Here is a 15,899-nt window from a genome sequence, read left to right on the forward strand (position 1 = left end):
GGGTTGCTCTTGTTCATGACGCTCAATTTGACGCGAATCTTTCTGCTTAGGCATCCTTATGGAAGCAAAGGCGCAGGCCGCGATCGCCTGCGCCCGCCGCTCGTCAGGATGTTTTCGCTGCCCTGGCGCCGGGGTTCGCCACCGTGTTGGTCGAATCGGCATCGGGGTCGCCGTTCATCGGCACCATGTGCGAGCGCACGACAACACCCGGGCGCACGCGCTGCGTGCCGTTCACCACCACGTGGTCGCCCGCCTTCAGGCCGCCCAGAATCACGCGCAGGTTGCCCTGCTGGCCGCCCGTTTGCACGTTGCGGTACGCGATCTTGCCGCTGTTGTCCACGACGTAAACAAACTTCTTGTCCTGGTCGGTGCCAATGGCCGCATCGTCCACGAGCAGCGCCGGGTGCGGGGCGCTGCCGCCCACCTTGATGCGTGCGTAAAGCCCCGGCACCAGCGCGCCGTCGGCGTTGTCGAAACGCGCGCGCACGCGGATCGTGCCCGACGTGGTGTCGAGACGGTTATCCACCGACTCGATCGTCCCCGTGCGCGAATAACCCGACTCGTTCGCCAGACCTAGTTCCACCGGCACCTTCGAGCCGTCCTTGATGCGGCTGATGTAGTCGAGATAGGTCTGCTCGTCGGCGTCGAATTCGGCGTAGATGGGCGAAACGGAAACAAGCGTCGTGAGCGGCGCGGCGCTCGCCCCGGCCGAAACGACGTTGCCCACCGTGATCTCGGCGCGCGACACACGCCCGGCAACCGGCGCGACGATGCGCGTGTAGCCCAGGTTGATCTGCGCGGCTTCGAGCGCGGCCTGCGCAGCCTTGAGGTTCGCGTTCGCTTCGCGCGAGGCGTTCTGCTTCTCGTCGTAATCGCGCTTCGCGATGGCGTTGTCGCCAATGAGGCGCTGCGCGCGCTCCCAGTCGCTTTGCGCATAGCCCGTGCGCGCCTGTGCGGCGGCAAGCTGCGCAGCGGCCTGATCGACAGCCGCCTGATACGGGCGCGGGTCGATCACAAACAGCGTTTCGCCCTGCTTCACGAGCGCGCCGTCACGGAAGTTCACGGAGACGATCGTGCCGGAAACCTGCGGACGTATCTCCACTTTCTCGACGGCGGCCATGCGGCCCGAGTAGGTCTGCCAGTCGGTGATCGTGCGATTGAGCACCGGCGCGACATCGACCTCGGGTGCGGGCGGCGCTTCAGCGGCAACGGCAGGGTGCGAATCGAGCCGGATGGCCCCGAGGGTGCCGAGGCCCGCGACCACCAGCACGCCAATGACGGCTAGCGCGATACGGGTTCGGGATTGCGAAAAAAGTGACATGTCGGACTCCAGAAATAATGGTTGATTGTTCTTCACTGGTTCGGCAGCACCGCCGCAAGGGCGCTTCGCTTATGACGCGCCCGCGTCGAAGCAACATTGGAAAAACCGCACGGCTTCGCTGAGCGCGGCCGGATGCGCCGCGAGATTCGCGTGCGAGACGCTCGGGTAGCGCACCACCTGGGTGCGCACGCCCGCGTCGATCAGGCGGCTCGCGTACTTCTCCGCTTCGATGTGCAGCACGTCGTTCTGTGCCGTCACGATGAGCGTCGGCGGCAAGCCGCCAAGACGCAGCGACTCGAGCGGCGCGGCGTACGGATGCATGCGCTGCGTCGCATCGGGCAGATACGCGCGATAGCACGCCGCGCATTCGCTTGCGGTGATATCGGAGCCGAGGCGCGCCTCGTCGCCAAGACGCGTGAGGCTCGGGTCGAGCATCGGCGCAAACAATGCCTGCGCCGCGAGTTTCACGTCGCCGCGATCGCGGCCCATGAAGGCGAGCACGTTGGCGATCTGGCCGCCCGCGTCGTGGCCCGCCGCGATCACGCGCTTCGGATTGCCGCCGAACGCACGGGCCCGCGTGAGGGCCCACAGCGCCGCGCGATGTGCATCTTCGGGCGCGGCAGGAAAGGGGTGCTTCGGCGCGAGCGAATACCCCACGCTCACCACGAGCGCCGGTAAGCGTTCTGCGAGAAGACGCCCCACCGCATCCGCTTCCTCGATCGATCCGCGCACGAAGCCGCCGCCGTGGAAATAGAGCAGCACCGGCAGACCATTCGCGGCTTCGGGGCGGTACAGGCGCAGCGGAATCTGCTGGGCGTAGCCTTCGATTGCCACGTCGGTCGTGAGCAGCGCGCGCACCTTGCCGGGCCTGGCGGACGCGGTAACAGGCAGCGCCGCGGGCACTTCGGCCAGCGGCGCTTGCTCCGCGGAGGTCCAGGACGTTGGGCGTTTAAAGACATCCATGTCAAATCGGCGCAATGCGCGAGAGTAGATTCGAATGAGCCGAATTGTGGGTTCGGCAGACTTGCAAATAAATGCCTATAATCCGGCAACACAATTCGGCGCACCTGAACAATCTGTCTCCTCTTTCTGCGCGGGCGTTTCTTTCGAACGCCGCGCGCCGTGCGACCGAAGCTTTTTGGAGAGTGGCAATGGACCGCCTTCAGGCCATGCAGGTATTCACCCGCGTCGTCGATACCAACAGCTTCACGCGCGCTGCCGAAACGCTCGACATGCCGCGCGCTTCGGTCACGACGATCATTCAGAATCTCGAGGCGTTTCTCGGCGTGCGCCTCATGCACCGCACCACGCGCCGTCTGTCGCTCACGCCCGATGGCGCCGCGTACTACGAGCGCTGCGTGCGCATTCTCGCGGACGTCGAGGAAACCGAAACCACATTCCAGGATCGCAACCGCAAACCGCACGGCAAACTGCGCATCGACATGCCCGGCTCGATCGGGCGGCTGATCGTGATTCCGTCGCTGTGCGAGTTCCACCAGCGCTATCCGGACATCGACCTGCAACTCGGGCTATCCGATCGCCCCGTGGACATGCTGCAGGAAGGCGTGGATTGCGTGGTGCGCGTGGGTGCGCTGCAGGATTCGTCGCTGGTCGCGCGGCGCATCGGCATTTTCGAAGGTGTGTCGTGCGCGGCGCCGTCATATCTGGAGCGCCACGGCACGCCGCAGACGCTCGAAGAACTGGCCGAGCATCGCGCCGTGAATTACTTCTCGTCGCGCACGGGACGCGTGATGGACTGGGCGTTTCTCGTCGACGGCAAGGAAGTGGAAGTCAAGCTCAAGAGCATGGTCTCGGTAAACGACGCGGACGCGTACGTGACCTGCGGCATCGAAGGCTTCGGCCTGATTCAGGGCCCGCGCTACATGGTGCTGCCGCACCTGAAGTCGGGCGCCCTCGTCGAAGTGCTGCCCGACTACAAGCCGCTGCCCATGCCGATTTCGGCCGTCTATCCGCACAGCCGCCATCTGTCACCCAAAGTGCGCGTGTTCGTGGACTGGATCGCGGAAGTGTTCGATCGCTGCCCGCTCCTGAGTGGCCGCGCCTCGCTCGACAAGGCCTGCACGATGCGCACGCTCGAAGAGCGCGAAAACGCGCCGGCGCTCGAAACGCCCGTGATTTCGGAATGGGCCGCATAGGCTGGGCCGCATAGGCTGGGTCACGTAACGCCGTCCGCGTTACGCCGACCCTCGAGGCCGCGCCCGCAAAGGCTTTGCGGGCGCGGCGCAGCGATTGTTCCGTATTTTCGACAATTGCTTTCGCGTTCCGGCCGTTTATCGCAGATGGCTGCGCAACTACATTTGCTCCTGTCGCCGCGACCCACGTGGCACCCGTATAAAAGGAGCAGATCATGAAACGCACTCTCGCAACCGCCATTGGCGCCACGCTCGTTCTGTCGCTCGCCGCCAGCGCTTCGGCCTTCGCCCAGGACAACAGCGCCCCGAAAACCCGTGCCGAAGTGAAGGCGGAAATCGTTGCCGCGTATCGCGACGGCACGCTGCCCTCGCTGAACAAGACGAGCTACCCCGAGCAAAGCCTGATCGGCCGCACGCAAGCGCAACGCATCGCGCTGCAGGAAAGCCGCGCGAACAACGCCCAACGTGTTGCGCAGGCTGGCGAATAAGCACGCGAAACGCTTCGGCATTTCGATTGCAAGACGAAAAACGTAGGAGTCCAACATGAATCCGGCCGTACCTTCCGAACTCGAGCAGTGGGACAACACCACGCCCGTGTGGACGCCGTTTCGGCATTGAAAGTTCTGGCGCGCGTGAAGATGTGAAACGTGCGAAAGGGCCCGGCGGCTTCGCAACCGCCGGGCCCGTGCATTACCGGCTCACGAAATCCGGTTCGAAAAATACCCAGCGCACGAGGGGAAAGCGCGCCTGCAGATCGGCTTCGATCTCGTTGATCGCTTCGACCATGGTGCGGCTATGGTCGTAGTCGAGCATTTCGCACTGCACCGCCACCATCACCTCCCTGCCCCATTGCAGGGTAATGAGGCTGATGATGCTGCGAATCTCGGGCCGCGCGCGCAGGAACGATTCGATATCGCGCCGCATTTCCGGGCTTGCCGATTCGCCGACGATCATCGACTTCACTTCGCGCGCGATGAACCACGCAATCAGCATGAGCAGGATACCCACGCCGATCGAGCCGCACGCGTCCCATACCGGATTGCCCGTAATCACGGTGAGCAGCACGGCGGCGAACGCAATGGCGAGACCCGCCAGCGCGGCAATGTCCTCGCCCGCCACGACGAGCAGGTCGGAGTCGCGCGTTTCGCGCGCCCAGCGCCACAGCGATTTCGTGGGCGCGCCCTTGCGAATCTCACGAATCGCGCCGTAAAGCGAAAACGCTTCGAGCACCACGGAAATACCGAGCACGACGAGCGCCACGTACACGAATCGCAACGGCTCACGCGCAATCAGCCGATGCACGCCCTCGTAGACCGAAAACGCGCCGCCCACGAAGAACAGCAGCAGCGCCACGAGCAGCGAATAGAAGTTGATCGCGCGGCCCGTGCCCATGGGATGCAGTGGCGTGGGCGGCTCGCGCGACTGGCGCAGGCCGAAGAGCAGCAGCAGTTGATTGCCGCAGTCGGCCGTGGAGTGAATCGCCTCCGCGAACATCGATCCCGAGCCCGTGAACGCGGCGGCAGCGTACTTGCAGACCGCAATGCCCAGGTTCGCAGCGAGCGCATAGAAAATGGCTTTCGGCGATTCTCCGCTCATACGGCCCTCACGCGACGTCCACGCGCGCCGGGCCTTCGCTCAGTTCGCCGATCGCCCGCGCGTCGCCAAAACCTTCCGCGCGGAAGATCGCCAGCACGTCTTCCACGTTTTCCGGCGCGCAGGCCACGAGCAGGCCGCCCGAGGTTTGCGGGTCGGTGAGCAGCGTGCGCGCGCTTTCGGGCAGGCTGGGCGCGAGCGTGACGGCGTCGCCGTACGAGGCCCAGTTGCGGCCGGAGGCGCCCGTGCACACGCCGTCATCGACGAACTTCTGCACGCCCGGCAGCCACGGCAGGCCGGCGTAATGCACGCGCGCGGCGAGATTCGCGCCGCGCGCAATTTCGAGCGTGTGGCCGAGCAGGCCGAAGCCGGTCACGTCGGTCATCGCGTGCACGCCCGGCAACTCCGCCAGCGTCGCGCCCGGCTTGTTGAGGAGGGTCGCGGCGGCCACCATTGCCTGGTAGCCCGCGTCGCCGAGCATTTCCTTCTTGAGCGCGGCGGAAAGCACGCCCACGCCCAGCGGCTTGCCGAGCACGAGCACGTCGCCGGCTTGTGCCGACGCGTTGCGCTTCACGCGCTCCGGATGCACCACGCCGAGCGCAGCCAGCCCGTAAATGGGCTCCACGGAGTCGATCGAATGCCCGCCCGCCACGGGAATGCCGGCCGCCGCGCACACGTCCTCGCCGCCGCGCAGCACCTGCGCGATCACGTCGTGCGGCAGCACGTTGATGGGCATGCCCACGAGCGCCAGCGCGAGGATCGGCTTGCCGCCCATGGCGTAGACGTCCGAGAGCGCGTTGGTCGCGGCGATACGGCCGAAGTCGTACGGGTCGTCGACGATCGGCATGAAGAAGTCCGTGGTCGCGACGATGGCCTGCTCGTCGTTGAGCTTGTAGACGGCGGCGTCGTCGGCGGTCTCGGTGCCGACCAGCAGGTTCGGAAACGCGGTGGTGAGCGGCGTGCTGCGGGCGAGCAGCGCGGAAAGCACGCCGGGCGCGATCTTGCAGCCGCAGCCGCCGCCGTGCGAAAGGCTCGTGAGGCGCGGCACGGCGGCGCCGATGGCGGGTTTGTCGTTCATGTCTGGAAGTCGTCCTGAAAGTGCCGGATGAGTTTTCGTATTATGGGGCAATCGCCGGACCGGCGATGCGCGCGGCGTGCACGCGGCGCGGCACCGCTCAGCCGCGCCCGGCGGCCCGGCCCGCGGCGTTCTCGGCGCTTGCCGTGATTTGGCCCGCGTGCAGCGTATCGACGAGCCATTGCGGATCGTCATGCGGCAGATCGTGCCCTGCCCACGGATGCGCCACGTGCGGTGCGCCCCAGGCTCGCGCGAGCCGCGCCGAGCAAACGGGGTTCACGAGCCGGTCGCCGCGCGACGACACCACGAGCACCGCACAGCGCGGCGCAGCGCACGCCTTGAAGCGCGCGGCGGCGGCCAGCTGGCGCAGCGCGTTCGCGCGACTCACAGGGGCGCTCGCGCGGATCGCACGCCACGTTTCGAGGTCGGCAGCGAGCGTGTCGCGGCGCGCGCAGGTGAGGCCGTGGATCAGCGTCTCGGTCACCTCGCCGCCATCCCAGTGTCGCGCCACGCGCACGACCGCGGGCCACGCCGCGGGCCGCAAGCGCTCGCACACGCGGCTATGCGGGCGCATGCTCGTGTTCACGAGCACGAGCCGCCCGATCTCGTCGGCATAACGCAGCGCCCACGCCGTCGCCACCATGCCGCCCAGCGACATTGCCAGCACGCGGTAAGGCGCGCGTGCCCCGCGCCGCTGCGCTTCGGCTCGCAGTGCATCCACGTAGTCGGCCACCGCGAGCGGCGAACGGACGTGCGCCGCGGTGCCGTTGCCCGGCAGGTCGATAGGCAACACGCCATCGCGCTCCGCAAGCAGCAAGGCGAATGCGCCCCAGTGGCGCGATTCGCGCGTGAGGCCGCGCAGCAGGATCCACGGTTCGCTCATGTGCCAGGCTTCCGGTACCAGTGCCCGATCGCGCTTTTCAGCACCTCGTCGCGGATCACGCCCTCGGGCAGCCAGCGCGGCGCGGAATACGCGGCGCGTGTCAGGAACTCGAACAGGTTCGCGTGACGCCGCAATACACGCGCGGTGCGATGCTGAAGGAGCGGGTTGAACATGCCCTGGCGCGAAAAGATCTGGCGCGGGTTCTTCTTGATCCACAGCCACGAGCCCAATTCGAGTGTGAGCGGCAGGAAGATGTTGCCGCCGGGCGCGCGATCGTACGCGCAGTCCCACAAGTCGCCGTGCAGCAAATATTGATGGCTCTGCGGCTCGAAAGTGTAGCCGTGATGCGGATGCGCGCGCTCGAACATCGTCTTGAGCACATACATTTCGGGCAGGTGTCGAATGAGGCGGCGCGTGCGCGCGTACGGAAACCAGATGCTGTCGGTCCAGCCGTAACCGGAATGGCAGTCGAGCGCGAAGGAAAGGGGGCGCCGCGTGAGTTCTTCGTCGACGATCTTCAGCAGCGCGAGCGCTTCGACCTCCATGGCCGCGCCGCGCCGCCCCCGATACCACGGCAGCCACGAGCCGAGGCGCTGGCCGCCCGCGAGAAAGGGCACGCGCTCGTCGGCATCCTGCGGCGCGTTGCGCATGAGATCGACGCCGTTCGGATTCGCTCGCGTGGCGAGCCACATGCCGCCGGGATTGAGGATCGGCGCGAACACGATGCGCACGGACTCGAGCTGGCGCAGGAGCAGTTCGTCCCAGGCAAGCCGCCCCACCAGCGCGCGCATGTAGTCGAGCACGAGCTGTGAGCCAATGCGTTCGAGCCCGTGAATGCCGCCGAAAAAGCCAATACCGGGCGCGGCCGGATCGCGCGAGCCGACTGCCGCAACATACAGAGGAAACGTGCGGCCGCGCACCTCGACTTCGCCCTCGCTGCGAATGTCGAGCCAGCGTGCGCCGGCATCGAGGATCATCTTGAGGTCCTCGTATTCCTCGAAGCTGTCAGGTAGGAAGCTCAGTGCCTGCATATGGCGCCGGGTTTCGCCGCTCGTTCGGATCGGGTCGCGTAGATCGGGGCCGCCGCGTGCGGCCGCATTGTCTACAACTGCCTTGCGAGCGCCACCCCTGTCGACAATGAGTCAGCAACAAGTCAGGAAAACCAGGGACAGCACGTACGCTGCCCATCAATATAGCTGCTTCCCATGATATTGAGCGTGACAGATGTTTGGCGTCATGCCTTTGTCACATCCCTCACGATTTTTGCCGCGCCGTGGAGATCGTAAAACATGTAGTCGTCTAGACGTCGCGACACCTTCACTCAACCGTCACAGTCGCTTCCTAGAATGAGCCCTCGACTACACAGCGACGGATCGTTATGGACGCCATACGCATCGAACGCCTCTCGAAAAGCTTCGACAGCGGCCGCAAGGCACTCGACGAGATCGACCTGCGCGTAGGCGTTGGCGAAATGGTTGCGCTGATCGGCGCATCGGGCTCGGGCAAATCGACCTTGCTACGCCATATTGCGGGCTTCACGGCTTCCGACCCGCAGCCTTCGCGCATCGAAATTCTTGGTCGTCCTATTCAGCAGGACGGCCGCATCGTGCGCGAAGTGCGGCGCATTCGCCGCGACATCGGCTTTGTGTTTCAGCAGTTCAATCTCGTACATCGCCTCACGGTCGAAACGAATGTGCTGATCGGCGCACTGTCGCGGCTACCGTTGTGGCGGCGCCTCACAGGCCGCTTTCCGCGCGCCGAGCGCGAGTTGATGCTTGCTGCGCTCGGCGAAGTCGGCATCGCGCACAAGGCCGCCGAGCGCGCCTCGAATCTCTCGGGCGGCCAGCAGCAGCGCGCGGCGCTCGCCCGTGCGCTCGTGCAGCGCGCGCGCCTCATTCTCGCCGACGAACCCATCGCCTCGCTCGATCCCGCATCGTCGCGGCGCGTGATGGACATGATGCGCATGCTCAACCGCGATCACGGCTTGACGGTGGTCGTCTCGCTGCATCAGGTGGATATCGCCATGGAGTATTGCCCGCGCACCATTGCGCTGCGCGATGGGCGCGTGGTGTACGACGGCGCGTCGTCGGCGCTCACGCCCGCCCTGCTGCAACAGCTTTATGGCAACGCCGTGCGCGAGCTGCTCGAACCCGATGCTGCGCCGTCCGCGGCAACGCGCTTCGGTGCACAGCCTCGCGCGGCCTGATCACGCAAGCCCACTTTTTCCAACCCGCAACGCTTCCCCTCACCACGGACCGCCCAATGAAACTGCTCCGCTCCATGCTCTCCTGGTGCGCCGCCGGCGCCGTCGCGTTTGCCTCGCTCGGCAGCGCGGCCGCTCACGCGGAAGACCTCAGCTTCGGCATCATCTCGACCGACTCGTCGGCGGTGCTCAAGCAACGCTGGCAACCGTTCATCGACGACCTGAACAAGCAGACGGGCCTGCACGTGACCGCGTTCTTCGCCACCGACTACTCGGGCATCATCGAAGCCATGCGCTTCAACAAGGTGCAGATCGGCTACTTCGGCAATGCTTCGGCCATGGAAGCCGTGGACCGTTCGAATGGCGAGATCTTCGCGAAGGTGCTCTACGCGAACGGCGACACGGGCTACAAGTCGGTGCTCATCACCAACGTGAACAGCCGCGTGAAGACGCTCGACGATGTGTTCAAGAATACGAAGGATCTCACGCTCGGCTGGGGCGACCCCAATTCGACCTCGGGCACCCTGATTCCGGGCTATTACCTCTTCGCGCAGCACGGCGTTTCGGTGAACGCGACGAACTTCAAGACCGTGCTGCCTTCGAGCCACGAAGCGAACCTCCTTGCCGTGGTGAACAACAAGGTGGATATCGCCACCAACAACACCATCGAGCTTTCCACGCTGCAACAAAAGCACCCGGACCGCTTTGCCCAGGTGCGCGTACTGTGGACCTCGCCGCTCATTCCGTCCGATCCGCTCGTGTATCGCAAGGATCTGCCTGAAGCCACCAGGCAGAAGCTGCGCGACTTCTTCTACCACTACGCGAAGACCGACCCGCGCGAGAAGAAGATCATGGCCGATATCACCGGCTACGCAGGCTTCGCGCCCGCCACGGACGCGCAGCTTCTGCCGATCCGCCAGATCGCGCTGTTCCAGCAGAAAGAGAAGATCGCGGCCGACACGCATCTCTCCGACGACGACCGCAAGAACCAGATCGCGGCCATCGACGCGAAGATCGGTGCGCTCGCCGCACCCGCGAAGCAGTAATGGGCGCAATGGATTTCGACAGCTCACGCGCCGTGCCGCAGGCAGAAGTCGCAAGGCCCGCTGCCGGGCCGGCGGCGACATCGACCGCCGCCGCCGCGCCAAAAGCGGCCGCCGCTGCGGCGGCCAGGCAGGCGGGCAAGCGCAGCTGGTCGTCGCTCGCACTCTGGGCCATCGTCTTCGTGCTGCTCGGCGTGGCGTGGCGCGGCGCCGACATGCGCCCGCTCGACCTGTTCTCCGACTCCGCGAACATGGGCACGTTCGCGCGCGGCTTCTTCCCGCCGGACTTCACGGAATGGCGCACGTACGCCCACGAAATGTGGGTCACGCTCGCCGTGGCGCTGTGGGGTACGGCGCTCGCGATCGTCTGCGCAGTGCCGTTCGGGTTGATGTCGGCGCACAATCTCGCGCCCGCGTGGGTGCTGCATCCCGTGCGTCGTTTGATGGACGCATGCCGCGCCATCAACGAGATGGTGTTCGCGATGCTCTTCATCGTGGCCGTGGGCCTCGGGCCGTTCGCGGGCGTGCTCGCCTTGTGGGTGCATACCACCGGCGTGCTCGCGAAGCTTTTTGCGGAAGCGGTGGAAGCCATCGACCCTCGCCCCGTGGAAGGCGTGCGCGCGACGGGCGCCTCGCCGCTCGACGAGATCGTCTACGGCGTGCTGCCCCAGGTCATGCCGCTGTGGATCTCTTACGCGCTCTACCGGTTCGAGTCGAATGTGCGTTCGGCGATGGTGGTGGGCATGGTGGGCGCGGGCGGCATCGGCGTCGTGCTGTATGAGGAAATCCGCTCGTTCGATTATCAGCAGACCAGCGCCGTTCTCATCATGGTGATCGTCGTCGTCACGGCCATCGACCTGATCTCCGCGAGACTGCGTGCGCGCGTGATCTGACGCGTTCCCCAAAAGCCGCGCGCGCCGGATAGAAACACAATCGCGGTTCGCGCGGCTTTTCCCTATTTCTGGCGGCCGTACGCGTTCGCTGGAATAATCACACGATTGCGGCCGCAACGGGCCGCGCCACCAACAAACCATTCGATTCGCAATCCCGATGGCCAGTTTCGTCGTTCTGCTGGTCCTGCTTTCGGCACTCATGCACGCAAGCTGGAACGCCTTCCTCCATCTTTCGGGCGACCGCCTCTGGCTGCTCGGCATGTTCTCGGTGCCGTACATCGTCGTGAGCGCGATCGCCGTGTGCGTGCTGCCGCTGCCCGCGCCGGCGAGCTGGCCGTATATCGGCGCGTCGGCGGTGCTGGAGTTCGTGTACTGCTTCACGCTGATCCGCGCCTATCGCAGCGGCGACTTCGGGCAGATCTACCCGATCGCGCGCGGGCTTTCTCCGCTGCTCGTGTTCGTGGGCGCGCTCGTGTTCGCGCACGAAGACCTGCATGGGCTCGCGGCTACGGGCGTCGCGCTCGTATCGCTTGGCATCATGTCGCTCGCCTTGCGCCGCGGCATGCGCTTTTCGGGCGAGAGCGTGCCGTATGCGCTGCTCACGGGCCTGTTCATCGCGATGTATTCGATCATCGACGGCCTCGGCGCGCGCCTGGCCGGCAATGGCCTCAGCTACATCATGTGGGTGTATCTGCTCTGGAACGTCCCGCAGTTTCTCGTGGTGTGCAAGCTGCGCGGCGGCGCGGCGAAGATGTTCACGTCGAAGTCCGCGGTCGCGCGCGGCATGCTCGCGGGGGTGCTCGCGCTCACGGCGTATTGCCTCGTGATCGAAGCGTTCCGTTATTTGCCGATCGCGATGGTTTCCGCGCTGCGCGAACTCTCGTCGATTTTCGCCGTGCTGATCGGCTGGCTCTTCATGAACGAGAAGCTCACGGCACGGCGTTTGGTTGCGTGTGCGTTGGTGACTTGTGGGGCGGTGTTGATTCGGTTGTGATTGGGCGCTGGCTGGGCCGATACTTCGACCCGCTTGGCGCCCCCGCCGTACAACGCATCGCCAGCCCCGACGATGACTGCACGCCCGCGCTGTCCGAGGCGGCGTAAAAATCACAGCCTGTGATTTTTCCTCAGCCGGATTTCTTCGGCTTTCATCGCCCGGTAGTATGCCTCCATGCGTCGCCACTCATCGACCAAGCGCACCTGTGGACGGTCGCGGTTGCGGCTGATCCGCCAAGGCTTGCCCTGCTTCACATACCAGCGCCACACTGCTGCTTCGCAGATTTCGTGTTCGGTATCGGGACATGTCCCGTCAAGCACGTCCTCGAAGTGCAGCGCGTGGGCGACACCAAATTGCCAGTGCCGCCACACGTCGTCGGCGATCAAGCCCACAGTGAAACCCAGCAGAATCAGCGGGTACTGTATCCATGCCGGATCACCCAGGTCCTGCGCGGCAAACCATCCCACCACGTTCGTGTAGATGGCCATGATGAGCATTCCTGCCCAGGTACACATGATGAAGCGCGGAACCACCAGAATGCGCATCCGCCGCAGGCGTCGTGGGTGCGTCATAGTTCTCTGCGGGCGCCACGAATTCCGCGCATTTTTTCTCCGGTTTATGAACATCACAGGCGCGTTCCGAACCATTCGTCAACCGTCCAGACTTTCCACAGGGCGAACCCCATCTGTACAAAAAAAGACAAAAACACCAGCCCGAAGGAAACCCAGAATAGCGTCGGATTGACGTTGCCGGTCTCTACGCCCAGAAACACGAGAAAGGCCCATCCAAAAACAAGAGTGAAACTCAGGGACATAATGCAGGGTGGATAGATGAAATCAGGAGCGTCCTTGACGGGAACCTCCTGTGTCCCGACGAGATTCAATGTCAGTCCATCTGCAGACGGCGACGCGACCAGCTGCACACCCTGCCCGTGCTGGACCATCTGCGCTGCCAGCGTCTGAAGCAGTAACGTGCTGACTGGACCAGGCTTGCCGATGGCGTCATCCACCTTGTGTACCGCAAGCGTCAACCCCGCGTCCTTGACCGCCGCGATACTCGCGTTATGCCCCTGCTTCGTCAGACGGCTCAGCCAGAGATGCTTGATCCGGCCCGGGGGAGCCTGCTCCGCCTTGAGCAGCGTTCTTACTGCATCCAGCATGGCGTCGGATGTGGAAGGAATCGGCCTGAAGATTCGCGCCTGTGGCCTGACCCTTCCGTTGTATCGCGCGACGGCGGCGGCTTTCGCCATGAGCATTCCCACTGCGGCTTCCGACCACAAAGGCTTCTCACCGCTTACGTGCAACTGGCACGCGAGTACAAGCACAAAGTCGGGCATCTCCCTGTCTTCGAACCATTCGTGAACTATTGTCCCCTTCGCGTCTGACGGCTCTGTCTTGATGCGAACGAGGTTAGGCAGCTTCAGTCGCTGCCAGAGCGCTTTCAGTTCGACCAGATGCGACTCGTTGCCTGACTGCAGCACGACATCGAGCGTATGGTTTCTGCAAATGCGCGAGACATCACCGGCGAACGGTTTCAGCAACCGTTCAAGCACATGCTCCAACCGTGACTTCCCGTCCTGCGCGTTCACAGTCAGCGACAGCGTCTCTCCCGGATTTGATGGAGCGCTTCCTTCCAGACCGAGTAGCCGCTCAGCCAGTTCCGGTTCAGGCGTCAACGCAATACTTCCGAGGATCACGACCTGACCGTGAGTCCAGCGCTTCCAGTGGACTCGCGCTATCTTGCACATCGCGTTCCAGCAGGTTACGTCGTTTGTCTCCTTTTCATGAGGGATATAAAACGCCGCGCAGAGAGCACCTGCCAGCAACGCCGGCAGCAGCAGCAGCCGGATGAAGAAATCTCCAGAAATGACCGGCTTGCCTTGGGGCCACGTCAGAACCGTAATGATGGCCCCGATAACAAAGACCGCAACACACGTCACCCCGTAAAGCCAGGCAGGCGGAGGCTTGCCGTACTTGTATTCCGGCACTTCAGGCGAGTCCCATTTCATGACCGGATATTCACTCCATCGCTACTGGCCCTTACCACGCTGCCACACGCGGTCTTGCATCCATCGACCGCCCATTTGCGGCCGCCCTCCTTGTAGCCCTCCCCATGTTCGGTGATCGGATTGTCACCGTGCTCGGGGCAGCTCACGATATCGTCAATCAGCGCGACTTTCTTCCCGTCAATGGTAAAAGTGGAAGAAGCCTCCTTCACTACACCGCCGTGGCTGGTGCGGTCACCCTCACGTACTGGTTTCGTCATGATGTCTCTCGATCTGGATTAGTCAACGCGTGCAATAAAGCTACGTAGCTCTCCATGAAGATCACCCGAGCCAAGGACGGTGTGACCGTCATGGCTAACCGAGTTTATGGAAATATTGCTCCAATCCGGCAGTGCGACGCCGGACCGCCGGAACCAATCGGTGACATCCTCGGCTCCCGTCGAGGTCCAACGGACAGACATACGCCGGTTACCTGACGAACTGGTACAAAGTACGTCACCGAATATCACGCCATTTCCATCTGCGACATTGGCGTTCGGCTTACGGCACCCCTCCGGCACGGAAAGCGTCACCGGCCTAAGGTTGCCGTCCCATACCTGGCTGCTCACCTCATTCTTACCGGTTACCATGCTGTCGCGCGTCCGCAATATCACCACCGACCCATCTCGATTGGTAGTGAGTACGACACTGGCCTTCTCTTCGAATCCAGCAGGTAACGTTGCGGTATTTATAACAGCGCCATTTACCATGCGCGCCAGTATGCTTTCACCACTATCGGCTCTATACATCGTCATCCACGCAGATCCATCGCCGGTTACGGCGAATATCCCTGTGCCGTGCAGTTGCCTTCCAGGCGAGACAGTCTTGTAGCCATCTGATTCGCTCCACGACCTGGCTGCTTCCGGCTTTCTATTCGCGAACTGCTGATGGCTGGAAAAGTAGACGGTTTTCCCGTCAGGCGTGATACCAAGCAAGGCGTCAATCCGCTCATCGCGGTATTGGCTAAATGGAGGGAGGATCTTCGCCCCTTTTCGTGCCGTCCATACGAACAGACGGTCCGGCATCATGTCTTCGCTATCCTTCATCCGGCCAGCTACTACAGTGCCATCGGCGCTGACTACTTCCACACTAACGGGGGCATCCCTGGTTACGTCCGTGATTTTTTCGAATCCACGACTACGGCTCCATATTTGCGGTGTCGAAATACCGGATGCGTCCATTTGGCCAATGACCACCTCGCCGTTCGCGCTGAGACCCAAAGGGATGAAGCCATTGTCGGGGAGTACGGTCACATCAGGTTCTTGCGCCTTGGCCATTGGGAAAATACAAATTCCAGATAACGCGAATAACGCACATAATTTGACTAAAGTTACCTTCATTGAACTCTGCTTTTCGGTATGTCTGTTTTTCATATTTTCACCGACTACATTTTTCGTCATTCAGCCACTTTCGGATCATGGATGGATTCGTCACAGGTAAAGCGGTCAGCGCCGGAGGGCGTGCGAAGACCAGCAAGAAAACCCGATTTTGAGAAAGCGAGAAACCTCGCCCCCGATACACCTGGAGGATAAGGCTTATTCAAATCTATGCCACGCACTAATGGATATTGCAGCACATAGGCGTTTCCATCATCTCCGTTTCTTCTCATCACATAGAGTCGATCACTTGCAACCACCATCGCATAGTCTTCCGAATCCTTAACGGGATCAAACGATATGTAATCCCGATCATATCTT

16 protein-coding genes and 1 pseudogene are annotated in these 15,899 nt (G+C 63.3%); 6 read left to right on the forward strand and 11 right to left on the reverse strand.

Annotation, left to right across the window (positions count from 1 at the left end; translation table 11 throughout):
• Positions 1–103: 103 nt before the first annotated feature.
• Positions 104–1,321 carry an efflux RND transporter periplasmic adaptor subunit gene (locus BHE01S_RS19175; protein ID WP_042266679.1) on the reverse strand — a complete coding sequence of 406 codons (1,218 nt, stop codon included), beginning with the start codon at positions 1,319–1,321 and terminating at the stop codon, positions 104–106.
• A gap of 69 nt (positions 1,322–1,390) precedes the next feature.
• Complete coding sequence (locus BHE01S_RS19180; protein ID WP_084068992.1) at positions 1,391–2,284, reverse strand: alpha/beta hydrolase; 894 nt, start codon at positions 2,282–2,284, stop codon at positions 1,391–1,393.
• A 188-nt stretch (positions 2,285–2,472) separates the two neighbouring features.
• Between BHE01S_RS19180 and BHE01S_RS19185 the strand changes: the two genes are divergently transcribed.
• Positions 2,473–3,477 carry a LysR family transcriptional regulator gene (locus BHE01S_RS19185; protein ID WP_042266682.1) on the forward strand — a complete coding sequence of 335 codons (1,005 nt, stop codon included), beginning with the start codon at positions 2,473–2,475 and terminating at the stop codon, positions 3,475–3,477.
• Positions 3,478–3,689: 212 nt separating this feature from the next.
• Positions 3,690–3,962, forward strand: a complete 273-nt coding sequence (locus tag BHE01S_RS19190) for a DUF4148 domain-containing protein (RefSeq protein WP_042266683.1) — start codon at positions 3,690–3,692, stop codon at positions 3,960–3,962.
• Between the two features lie 202 nt (positions 3,963–4,164).
• Here the strand turns inward: BHE01S_RS19190 and BHE01S_RS19195 are convergent, their stop codons facing one another.
• From BHE01S_RS19195 to BHE01S_RS19210, 4 genes are all read right to left on the reverse strand, one after another.
• A complete protein-coding gene (locus BHE01S_RS19195; protein WP_042266685.1) occupies positions 4,165–5,070 on the reverse strand; it encodes a cation diffusion facilitator family transporter in 906 nt (301 codons plus the stop codon).
• A gap of 7 nt (positions 5,071–5,077) precedes the next feature.
• On the reverse strand, positions 5,078–6,145 hold the full coding sequence (selD, locus tag BHE01S_RS19200; RefSeq protein ID WP_042266686.1) for a selenide, water dikinase SelD: 1,068 nt from the start codon (positions 6,143–6,145) through the stop codon (positions 5,078–5,080).
• Between the two features lie 97 nt (positions 6,146–6,242).
• Positions 6,243–7,025, reverse strand: a complete 783-nt coding sequence (locus BHE01S_RS19205) for an alpha/beta fold hydrolase (protein WP_042266688.1) — start codon at positions 7,023–7,025, stop codon at positions 6,243–6,245.
• A complete protein-coding gene (locus tag BHE01S_RS19210) occupies positions 7,022–8,056 on the reverse strand; it encodes a M14 family zinc carboxypeptidase (protein ID WP_042266692.1) in 1,035 nt (344 codons plus the stop codon). Before BHE01S_RS19210 ends, BHE01S_RS19205 begins: the two co-directional genes overlap by 4 nt.
• A 347-nt stretch (positions 8,057–8,403) precedes the next feature.
• Between BHE01S_RS19210 and phnC the strand changes: the two genes are divergently transcribed.
• The 4 genes from phnC (at position 8,404) to BHE01S_RS19230 (ending at position 12,158) form a co-directional block, all read left to right on the forward strand.
• Entirely contained in the window at positions 8,404–9,231 is an 828-nt protein-coding gene (gene phnC, locus BHE01S_RS19215; RefSeq protein WP_042266695.1) for a phosphonate ABC transporter ATP-binding protein, read from the forward strand.
• Positions 9,232–9,287: 56 nt separating this feature from the next.
• The gene (gene phnD / locus BHE01S_RS19220) at positions 9,288–10,274 is read left to right on the forward strand and encodes a phosphonate ABC transporter substrate-binding protein (protein WP_042266699.1); all 987 of its coding nucleotides are present in this window, start codon (positions 9,288–9,290) and stop codon (positions 10,272–10,274) included.
• 8 nt (positions 10,275–10,282) lie between these two features.
• The gene (phnE, locus tag BHE01S_RS19225; protein ID WP_084068999.1) at positions 10,283–11,164 is read left to right on the forward strand and encodes a phosphonate ABC transporter, permease protein PhnE; all 882 of its coding nucleotides are present in this window, start codon (positions 10,283–10,285) and stop codon (positions 11,162–11,164) included.
• A 157-nt stretch (positions 11,165–11,321) separates the two neighbouring features.
• The gene (locus BHE01S_RS19230) at positions 11,322–12,158 is read left to right on the forward strand and encodes an EamA family transporter (protein ID WP_042266702.1); all 837 of its coding nucleotides are present in this window, start codon (positions 11,322–11,324) and stop codon (positions 12,156–12,158) included.
• 110 nt (positions 12,159–12,268) lie between these two features.
• Here BHE01S_RS19230 and BHE01S_RS19235 read toward each other — a convergent pair whose 3' ends face one another.
• The 5 genes and pseudogenes from BHE01S_RS19235 to BHE01S_RS38455 form a co-directional block, all read right to left on the reverse strand.
• Positions 12,269–12,646, reverse strand: a complete 378-nt coding sequence (locus BHE01S_RS19235; RefSeq protein WP_157025475.1) for a hypothetical protein — start codon at positions 12,644–12,646, stop codon at positions 12,269–12,271.
• Positions 12,647–12,783: 137 nt separating this feature from the next.
• Positions 12,784–14,166, reverse strand: a complete 1,383-nt coding sequence (locus BHE01S_RS19240; protein ID WP_042266706.1) for a hypothetical protein — start codon at positions 14,164–14,166, stop codon at positions 12,784–12,786.
• Positions 14,163–14,423: a PAAR domain-containing protein gene (locus BHE01S_RS19245; RefSeq protein ID WP_042266707.1), complete on the reverse strand. Its 261-nt coding sequence runs from the start codon at positions 14,421–14,423 to the stop codon at positions 14,163–14,165. The genes BHE01S_RS19240 and BHE01S_RS19245 overlap by 4 nt, the downstream gene beginning before the upstream one ends.
• Positions 14,424–14,441: 18 nt before the next feature.
• Positions 14,442–15,602 carry a hypothetical protein gene (locus tag BHE01S_RS19250; protein WP_157025477.1) on the reverse strand — a complete coding sequence of 387 codons (1,161 nt, stop codon included), beginning with the start codon at positions 15,600–15,602 and terminating at the stop codon, positions 14,442–14,444.
• Positions 15,599–15,899: pseudogene (locus tag BHE01S_RS38455) on the reverse strand (hypothetical protein); the annotation flags it as partial. The gene BHE01S_RS19250 and the pseudogene BHE01S_RS38455, both read right to left, overlap by 4 nt.

It is taken from the genome of Paraburkholderia heleia NBRC 101817, assembly GCF_000739775.1.
GTDB classification, from domain to species: domain Bacteria; phylum Pseudomonadota; class Gammaproteobacteria; order Burkholderiales; family Burkholderiaceae; genus Paraburkholderia; species Paraburkholderia heleia.

Excerpts from the sequence above, each read along its gene's own strand:
- BHE01S_RS19210 (WP_042266692.1), bottom strand. The coding sequence starts at position 8,056 with ATGCAGGCACTGAGCTTCCTACCTGACAGCTTCGAGGAATACGAGGAC.
- BHE01S_RS19175 (WP_042266679.1), bottom strand. The coding sequence starts at position 1,321 with ATGTCACTTTTTTCGCAATCCCGAACCCGTATCGCGCTAGCCGTCATT.
- BHE01S_RS19195 (WP_042266685.1), bottom strand. The coding sequence starts at position 5,070 with ATGAGCGGAGAATCGCCGAAAGCCATTTTCTATGCGCTCGCTGCGAAC.
- phnC (WP_042266695.1), top strand. The coding sequence starts at position 8,404 with ATGGACGCCATACGCATCGAACGCCTCTCGAAAAGCTTCGACAGCGGC.
- BHE01S_RS19245 (WP_042266707.1), bottom strand. The coding sequence starts at position 14,423 with ATGACGAAACCAGTACGTGAGGGTGACCGCACCAGCCACGGCGGTGTA.
- BHE01S_RS19190 (WP_042266683.1), top strand. The coding sequence starts at position 3,690 with ATGAAACGCACTCTCGCAACCGCCATTGGCGCCACGCTCGTTCTGTCG.
- phnD (WP_042266699.1), top strand. The coding sequence starts at position 9,288 with ATGAAACTGCTCCGCTCCATGCTCTCCTGGTGCGCCGCCGGCGCCGTC.
- BHE01S_RS19205 (WP_042266688.1), bottom strand. The coding sequence starts at position 7,025 with ATGAGCGAACCGTGGATCCTGCTGCGCGGCCTCACGCGCGAATCGCGC.
- BHE01S_RS19230 (WP_042266702.1), top strand. The coding sequence starts at position 11,322 with ATGGCCAGTTTCGTCGTTCTGCTGGTCCTGCTTTCGGCACTCATGCAC.
- phnE (WP_084068999.1), top strand. The coding sequence starts at position 10,283 with ATGGATTTCGACAGCTCACGCGCCGTGCCGCAGGCAGAAGTCGCAAGG.
- BHE01S_RS19250 (WP_157025477.1), bottom strand. The coding sequence starts at position 15,602 with ATGACGAAAAATGTAGTCGGTGAAAATATGAAAAACAGACATACCGAA.
- selD (WP_042266686.1), bottom strand. The coding sequence starts at position 6,145 with ATGAACGACAAACCCGCCATCGGCGCCGCCGTGCCGCGCCTCACGAGC.
- BHE01S_RS19235 (WP_157025475.1), bottom strand. The coding sequence starts at position 12,646 with ATGGCCATCTACACGAACGTGGTGGGATGGTTTGCCGCGCAGGACCTG.
- BHE01S_RS19185 (WP_042266682.1), top strand. The coding sequence starts at position 2,473 with ATGGACCGCCTTCAGGCCATGCAGGTATTCACCCGCGTCGTCGATACC.
- BHE01S_RS19240 (WP_042266706.1), bottom strand. The coding sequence starts at position 14,166 with ATGAAATGGGACTCGCCTGAAGTGCCGGAATACAAGTACGGCAAGCCT.
- BHE01S_RS19180 (WP_084068992.1), bottom strand. The coding sequence starts at position 2,284 with ATGGATGTCTTTAAACGCCCAACGTCCTGGACCTCCGCGGAGCAAGCG.